The organism is Pseudomonas sp. (assembly GCF_050739655.1).
In the GTDB taxonomy this organism is placed as follows: Bacteria; Pseudomonadota; Gammaproteobacteria; order Pseudomonadales; family Pseudomonadaceae; genus Aquipseudomonas.
Map to the genome: position 1 here is coordinate 1 of NZ_JBOIBY010000364.1, position 7,830 is coordinate 7,830.

Consider the following 7,830-nt stretch of genomic DNA (forward strand, 5'->3'; position numbering starts at 1 on the left):
CGAGCAAGCTCGCTCCTACAAATGCCTTAACTGACCGGCATTAGGGCAAGCCTCGCTCCTACGGATCTCATTGTCCTGTAGGAGCGAGGCTTGCCCGCGAACCGGATCGACGCGGTCTCAAGCACCCGGAACGAAGTGCTTCTGCGCCGTACCACGGGCAATCAGGCGGGAAATGTAGTCGAGCTTTTGCGCGTCCTGGTCGACGAAGCGGAAGGTCAGTTGCAGCCATTCGCTGTCAGGTTTCTGCTCATGGGCGACGATGGCATGCAGGTAGCCATTCAGACGCGCGGTCTCGGCGCTTTCACCTTGCTCCAGATCGAGTACGGCGCTGTCGAGCACTTGCGGCAGGTTTTCGGCACGCTTGATAACCAGCAGCGCCTCCTTGAGGCTCAGGGCCTTGATCACACATTGCTGAATGCCGTTGGGCAAACGCAGTTGACCCTGGCCACGCCCGCCTCCGGCTGCGGCAGCCGCGACCGGCGCCTTGACCGGTGGGCTGTTGAGCAAACCACGGGAAGGTGCAGGTGCAGCTGCCGGAGCAAGTGCAGCGGCAGGTGCCACCACGGCAGCCTTGCCGCCGGTCAGGGCGCTCAGCGAGTCGTTGCCGTAAGCCGTGACCGTTTTGGTGCTGGCCGTATTCATGAGGACGTCGAGCTTGCCGACCTTGTGCAGTGCCTGCTTGACCTTGGTGAGCAGTTGCTCGTTGGTGAAGGGCTTGCTGACATAGCCGGAAACACCGGCCTGGATCGCCTGGACAACGTTCTCCTTGTCGCCGCGACTGGTCACCATGACGAACGGCATGCCTTTGAGGCTCTCTTGCTCACGGCACCAGGTCAGCAGTTCCAGACCGGACATTTCCGGCATTTCCCAGTCGCACAGGACCAGGTCGAACGCTTCCTTCGCCAGCATGGCCTGCGCCTTTTTGCCATTGACCGCGTCTTCGATACGCATGCCCGGGAAATAGTTACGCAGGCATTTCTTTACCAGGTCACGAATGAACGAGGCATCGTCCACGACCAACACACTGACCTTACTCATCCATAACCCCTTTAAAAATCCCGGCAAGCATACCGCTTTGGTGATGGCACATCGCCAGAAACCTTCAGTCACGCCGACATTTTTCGTTCGCGGGTGCTGCTTTTCGAATTCGTGAGGCGCAAACAAAAACGCCCGACCAAAAGGCCGGGCGCTTTACTTGGGCAACCTTACTTATCGTCAGCTTTGCCCAGAACATTAGCGGTTTCACCGCTTGTTCCTTCAACTTCTTCTTTCATGCGCTTGAGGCCCATGTGACGCACGTCGGTGCCGCGCACCAGATAGATCACCAGCTCCGAAATATTGCGTGCGTGGTCGCCGATGCGCTCCAGCGAACGCAGTACCCAGATGATGCTCAAGACTCGCGAGATAGAGCGCGGATCTTCCATCATGTAGGTCGCCAGCTCACGCAGGGCCGTCTTGTATTCACGGTCGATGATCTTGTCGTACTGCGCCACCGACAACGCCAGGTCGGCGTCGAAACGGGCAAACGCGTCCAATGCATCACGGACCATGTTGCGGACCTGGTCACCGATGTGGCGCACTTCAACGTAACCGCGCGGCGCTTCGCCTTCTTCGCACAGCTGGATGGCGCGACGGGCGATCTTGGTCGCTTCGTCACCGATACGCTCCAGGTCGATCACCGACTTGGAGATGCTGATGATCAGGCGCAAGTCGGATGCAGCCGGCTGACGGCGGGCCAGAATGCGCAGGCATTCTTCGTCGATGTTGCGTTCCATCTGGTTGATCTGGTCGTCGATCTCACGCACTTGCTGGGCCAGGCCGGAGTCGGCCTCGATCAGCGCGGTGACCGCGTCGTTAACCTGCTTCTCAACCAGCCCGCCCATGGCCAGGAGGTGGCTGCGCACTTCCTCAAGCTCGGCGTTGAACTGCTGGGAGATGTGGTGGGTCAAGCCTTCCTTCGAAATCATGGTTTTGCTCCGCAAAAGCTGGAAGCCGCAAGCTACAAGCTGCAAGCTGATGTGTGTCGTCCCGTTAACTGCTTCTACTTGCCGCTTGAAACTTGCGGCTTGCGGCCCAGCGCTAGCCGTAACGCCCCGTAATATAGTCTTCGGTCTGCTTCTTCGCCGGATTGGTGAACAGGGTGTCGGTATCGCCGAATTCCACCAGTTTGCCCATGTACATGAACGCCGTGTAGTCGGAAACCCGCGCGGCCTGTTGCATGTTGTGGGTCACGATAACGATGGTGAACTTGGATTTCAGTTCGTAGATCAGCTCTTCGACTTTCAGCGTGGAGATCGGGTCGAGTGCCGAGCACGGTTCATCGAGCAACAGCACTTCCGGTTCCACGGCGATGGTGCGTGCGATCACCAGACGTTGCTGCTGACCACCGGACAGGCCCAGTGCCGACTCGTGCAGACGGTCTTTGACTTCGTCCCACAAGGCCGCGCCTTTCAGTGCCCACTCAACGGCTTCGTCGAGCACGCGCTTCTTGTTGATGCCCTGGATGCGCAAACCGTAGACGACGTTCTCGTAGATGGTTTTCGGGAACGGGTTCGGCTTCTGGAACACCATGCCCACGCGACGGCGCAGCTCGGCCACGTCCTCGCCCTTGCGATAGATGTTGTTGCCGTACAGATTGATCTCACCTTCGACGCGGCAACCATCAACCAGGTCGTTCATGCGGTTGAACGTACGCAGCAGCGTGGACTTACCGCAACCGGACGGGCCGATGAAGGCAGTCACGCGCTGTTTCGGGATGTTCATGCTGACGTCGTAAAGCGCTTGTTTCTCGCCGTAGAACAGGCTCAGGCCAGGCACTTGGATGGCCACGGTTTCCTGCTCAAGGTTCAGGCTCTGTTTGTCGCGACCCAGGGCCGACATGTTGATACCGTGGGTATGTGTTTCGTGCTGCATGGGAGGCTCCCTGTGCTAACAAATTCGGTTCTTTGTGCCACTGGCCTGGCCAATGGGTGACTCAAAATCAATATCCGACGCCGACCCTTGTGGGAGCTGGCTTGCCAGCGATGCAGACGACTCGGTCTGACAGTGACACCGCAGTGATGCCATCGCTGGCAAGCCAGCTCCCACAGGTTTCGCGCAGATCTTAGCTATCCAACGCTTTGTATTTTTCGCGCAGGTGGTTACGGATCCACACTGCCGACAGGTTCAACGTGGCGATCACCAGCACCAGCAGCAGCGCCGTGGCGTACACCAGCGGTCGCGCAGCTTCAACGTTCGGGCTTTGGAAGCCGACGTCATAAATGTGGAAGCCCAGGTGCATGATCTTCTGGTCAAGGTGCAGGTACGGGTAGTTGCCGTCCACCGGCAACGACGGCGCCAGTTTCACCACACCCACCAGCATCAGCGGCGCCACTTCACCAGCGGCGCGGGCCACGGCGAGGATCATGCCGGTCATCATGGCCGGGCTGGCCATTGGCAGCACGATCTTCCACAAGGTTTCTGCCTTGGTGGCGCCAAGTGCCAACGAGCCTTCACGCACGGTGCGAGGAATACGCGCCAGACCTTCTTCCGTCGCCACGATCACCACCGGCACCGCCAGCAGCGCCAGGGTCAACGAAGCCCACAGCAGGCCCGGCGTACCGAAGGTTGGTGCCGGCAACGCTTCAGGGAAGAACAGTCGGTCAAGCGAGCCACCCAGCACGTAGACGAAGAAGCCCAGACCGAACACGCCGTAAACGATGGCCGGAACGCCCGCCAGGTTGTTCACCGCAATGCGGATCACTCGGGTCAATGCGTTCTGCTTGGCGTATTCACGCAGGTACACCGCCGCCAGCACACCGAACGGGGTCACGATCATCGCCATGATCAGGGTCATCATCACGGTGCCGAAGATCGCCGGAAAAATACCGCCTTCGGTGTTCGCTTCACGCGGATCGTCGCTCAGGAATTCCCAGACCTTGCTGAAGTAGAAACCGATCTTGGTAAAGGTGCCCATGGCGTTCGGCTGATAGGCGTGAACGACTTTGCCCAGACTGATTTCAATTTCCTTGCCGTTGGCATCGCGAGCCGTCAGCGCATCGCGGTTGAACTGCGCGTGCAGATCGTTCAGGCGAGCTTCAACGTCCTGATAACGGGCGTTCAGCTCGGCGCGCTCGGATTCCATGTCTGCTTGCGCAGTCGGGTCGAGCTTGCCTTCCAGCTCCAGCTTGCGACTGTGCAAACGGATGCGTTCGAGCCCGGCGTTGATCGCACCGATGTCGGTCTTTTCCAGGGTCTTGAGCTGCGTGGCGAGCTTGTTCACGCGATCGATCCGCGCTTGCAGTTCAGGCCATGCAGCTTCGCCTTCGGCGATTACCTTGCCGTCCTGTTTGACGTTGACCAGGTAACCGTAGAAGTTGCCCCACTCGCGGCGCTCGATGGCCATCAGCTCGACCGGCGTGCTCTGGTTAGTCAGCCACTCGCCCACGATCCAGGTGAAATCGGTGCCGTTCAGGTCACGGTTGCCGACCTTGATCAGCTCACGGGTCATGAACTCCGGACCTTCGTCCGGCACAGGCAAGCCAGCACTTTTCAGACGTGCGCGCGGCACTTCTTCCTTCTGTACCACTTCACCGACGACCAGGTGATTGGCCTGGCCCGGCACGTTGTAGTTGGCGTGCACCAGGTCCGCCGGCCAGAAGTGACCCAGACCGCGCACGGCGATTACCGCCAGCAGGCCAATGGTCATGATGACCGCGATGGACACCGCGCCACCGCTGATCCAGACGCCCGGGGCGCCGCTCTTGAACCATCCTTTCAGGGAGTTCTGTTTCACAGACTTCTACCTTTCTTAAAGCGACGAGTATTTCTTGCGCAGACGCTGACGAATCAGTTCCGCGAGGGTGTTCATGATGAAGGTGAACAACAGCAGCACCAGCGCCGAGAGGAACAGCACGCGGTAGTGGCTGCCGCCGACTTCCGACTCCGGCATTTCCACCGCGACGTTGGCAGCCAGTGTGCGCAGGCCTTCGAACAGGTTCATTTCCATGACCGGGGTGTTACCGGTGGCCATCAACACGATCATGGTTTCACCGACCGCACGGCCCATGCCGATCATCAGCGCCGAGAAAATGCCCGGGCTAGCGGTCAGGATCACTACGCGAGTCATGGTCTGCCAAGGCGTGGCACCCAGGGCCAGGGAGCCCAGGGTCAGGCCGCGTGGCACACTGAACACGGCGTCTTCGGCGATCGAGTAGATGTTCGGGATCACCGCGAAGCCCATGGCCAAGCCGACTACCAGAGCGTTGCGCTGGTCGTAGGTGATGCCCAGGTCGTGGGAGATCCACATGCGCATGTCACCGCCAAAGAACCAGTTTTCCATGAACGGGCTCATGTACAGCGAGAGCCAGCCCACGAACAGGATCACTGGGATCAGCAAGGCACTTTCCCAGCCATCCGGCACCTTCAGACGGATCGACTCAGGCAGGCGACTGAAGGTGAAACCGGCGACCAGAATGCCGATCGGCAGCAGCATCAGCAGGCTGAAAATACCCGGCAAATGCCCTTCAACATACGGAGCGAGGAACAGACCGGCGAAGAAACCGAGGATCACCGTCGGCATCGCTTCCATCAGCTCGATCACCGGCTTGACCTTGCGGCGCATGCCCGGGGCCATGAAGTACGCAGTGTAGATCGCAGCGGCAACAGCCAGAGGCGCGGCCAGCAGCATGGCGTAGAACGCCGCTTTCAGGGTGCCGAAGGTCAGTGGCGACAGGCTCAGTTTCGGTTCGAAGTCGGTGTTGGCGGCGGTCGATTGCCAGACGTATTTAGGCTCGTCGTAGTTCTCGTACCAGACCTTGCTCCACAAAGCGCTCCACGAAACTTCCGGGTGCGGGTTGTCCAGCAGCAACGGTTGCAGCTTGCCGCCGGCTTCCACAATTACACGGTTGGCCCGTGGCGACAGACCGAACAGGCCTTGTCCTTCCACCACTTGGTCAACCAGCAGGGTACGGTGTGCGGTGCTGTGGAACACGCCGAGCTTGCCCGACGCATCGAGGGCGACGAAGCCCTTGCGGCGCTCTTCGGCAGTGATCTCAACGATTGGCGTAGTGCCCATCTGGAAGGTACGGATCTGCTTCAGGCGCTGTTCGCCATCCGGGTCGCGGGCCATGAACCACTGGGCCAGCCCACCTTTGGAGTCACCAACGATCAGCGAAATACCGCCAACCAGCTGGGTGCTGGCGGTGACTTGAGCTTCACCGTCTTCCAGCAATTTGTAGCGACCGTTGAGGCTCTTGTCGCGCAGGCTGAACACGTCGGCCTGGGCACGACCGTTGACCACATACAGCCACTGCTGACGCGGGTCGACGAAGATATTCTTCACCGGTTCGGTCATCTGCGGCAGGTCGATACGCTTCTGCTCGTTGGTAACTTCGCCGGTCATCATGTTTTCTTCGCTGGTCAGCGACAAAACATTAAGTTGTGAACCGGTGGCACCGACCAGCATCAGGGTCGAATCGGTAGCGTTGAGGCTGACGTGCTCAAGCGCACCGCCGGTTTCGTTCAGTGTGATCGGGGTTTCGCCGTACGGGTATTCGATGGCTGGCGAGATGGTTTTCTTGCCGTCTGGATAGCTAACTTTATAAGTGTGACGGAAAACCAGTGCCTGGCCATTGGACAAGCCTACTGCCACCAGCGGGTGACCTGGCTGGTCTTCACCGATGGAAGTCACGTTGCTTCCGGCCGGAACAGGCAGATCGACGCGCTTGAGTTCGGCGCCACTGTCGATATCGAAGAAAATGGCCTGGCCTTTGTCGGAAACCCGCATGGCCACCTGATTTTGCTCTTCCAGGGAGATCATCAACGGCTTGCCGGCGTCTTGCATCCAGGCAGGCGTGATGGCGTCCTTCGATGTCAGGCTGGCACCCTGGAACAGGGGCGCTACGACGTAGGCAAGGAAGAAGAAAATCAGGGTAATCGCACCCAGCACTGCAAGGCCGCCCACGAGGACGTACCAGCGGGTCAGGCGATCTTTGAGCGCGCGAATGCGACGCTTGCGTTGCAGCTCAGGCGTATTGAAATCAATTCGCTTGGGGGGATTAGTAGTCATGTTGGAATTGGCCAGATCATTCATTCGCACACCCTAGCGATCCTGTATGACAGAAAGATGACAGTGCAGTGACGCGACAAATCCGCCGCCAGTGGCAACTGGCAGTGGATAGAAAATTTGAGGGCCGGCGTACCGGCATTTGTAGGAGCGAAGCTTGCTCGCGAAGGGGTCGTTACATTCAACATTGATGCTGACTGAATCACCGCATTCGCGAGCAAGCTTCGCTCCTACAGGTCCGGGGTGAGCCCCGAACCTAGGGTGTTACTTTTTTGCGACGTTTTCGCCGCCTTCTTGCAGACCCAGGTCAGCCAGTGCTTTTGCAGCAACCTTGGCTGGCAGTGGGATGTAGCCGTCTTTCACCACAACTTCCTGGCCTTGTTTAGACAGAACCAGTTTCACGAACTCGGCTTCCAGCGGGGCCAGAGGCTTGTTCGGGGCTTTGTTGACGTATACGTACAGGAAGCGCGACAGCGGGTACTTGCCGTTCAGGGCGTTTTCTTCGGTGTCTTCGATGAAGTCCTGACTGCCTTTCTTGGCCAGGGCCACAGTCTTCACGCTAGCGGTTTTGTAGCCGATGCCCGAGTAACCGATGCCGTTCAGCGAGGAGCTGATCGACTGAACGACCGAAGCCGAACCTGGCTGCTCGTTCACGTTAGGCTTGTAGTCGCCTTTGCACAGGGCTTCTTCCTTGAAGTAGCCGTAGGTGCCGGATACCGAGTTACGACCGAACAGTTGAACCGGCTTGTTGGCCAGGTCGCCGGTCACACCCAGGTCACCCCAGG

The 7,830-nt window shown here is 59.1% G+C and carries 6 protein-coding genes; all 6 read right to left on the reverse strand.

All coding sequences use genetic code 11. The annotated features are described in order from the left end of the window. Positions 1-117: 117 nt before the first annotated feature. Positions 118-1,038: a response regulator gene (locus ACRESJ_RS17445; protein ID WP_431759014.1), complete on the reverse strand. Its 921-nt coding sequence runs from the start codon at positions 1,036-1,038 to the stop codon at positions 118-120. A 167-nt stretch (positions 1,039-1,205) separates the two neighbouring features. Further along, positions 1,206-1,967 carry a phosphate signaling complex protein PhoU gene (phoU, locus tag ACRESJ_RS17450; protein WP_431759015.1) on the reverse strand — a complete coding sequence of 254 codons (762 nt, stop codon included), beginning with the start codon at positions 1,965-1,967 and terminating at the stop codon, positions 1,206-1,208. Between the two features lie 112 nt (positions 1,968-2,079). Further along, the gene (gene pstB, locus ACRESJ_RS17455) at positions 2,080-2,913 is read right to left on the reverse strand and encodes a phosphate ABC transporter ATP-binding protein PstB (protein ID WP_431759016.1); all 834 of its coding nucleotides are present in this window, start codon (positions 2,911-2,913) and stop codon (positions 2,080-2,082) included. A 190-nt stretch (positions 2,914-3,103) separates the two neighbouring features. Further along, the gene (pstA, locus tag ACRESJ_RS17460; protein ID WP_431759017.1) at positions 3,104-4,774 is read right to left on the reverse strand and encodes a phosphate ABC transporter permease PstA; all 1,671 of its coding nucleotides are present in this window, start codon (positions 4,772-4,774) and stop codon (positions 3,104-3,106) included. Between the two features lie 15 nt (positions 4,775-4,789). Then, positions 4,790-7,072 (reverse strand): ABC transporter permease subunit, encoded by a 2,283-nt coding sequence (locus ACRESJ_RS17465; RefSeq protein WP_431759018.1) that lies wholly within the window; start codon positions 7,070-7,072, stop codon positions 4,790-4,792. Between the two features lie 237 nt (positions 7,073-7,309). Continuing rightward, positions 7,310-7,830: substrate-binding domain-containing protein (locus ACRESJ_RS17470; RefSeq protein WP_431759019.1), on the reverse strand; the 521-nt coding region annotated here is incomplete at its 5' end.

Excerpts from the sequence above, each read along its gene's own strand:
- ACRESJ_RS17445 (WP_431759014.1), bottom strand. The coding sequence starts at position 1,038 with ATGAGTAAGGTCAGTGTGTTGGTCGTGGACGATGCCTCGTTCATTCGT.
- phoU (WP_431759015.1), bottom strand. The coding sequence starts at position 1,967 with ATGATTTCGAAGGAAGGCTTGACCCACCACATCTCCCAGCAGTTCAAC.
- pstB (WP_431759016.1), bottom strand. The coding sequence starts at position 2,913 with ATGCAGCACGAAACACATACCCACGGTATCAACATGTCGGCCCTGGGT.
- ACRESJ_RS17465 (WP_431759018.1), bottom strand. The coding sequence starts at position 7,072 with ATGAATGATCTGGCCAATTCCAACATGACTACTAATCCCCCCAAGCGA.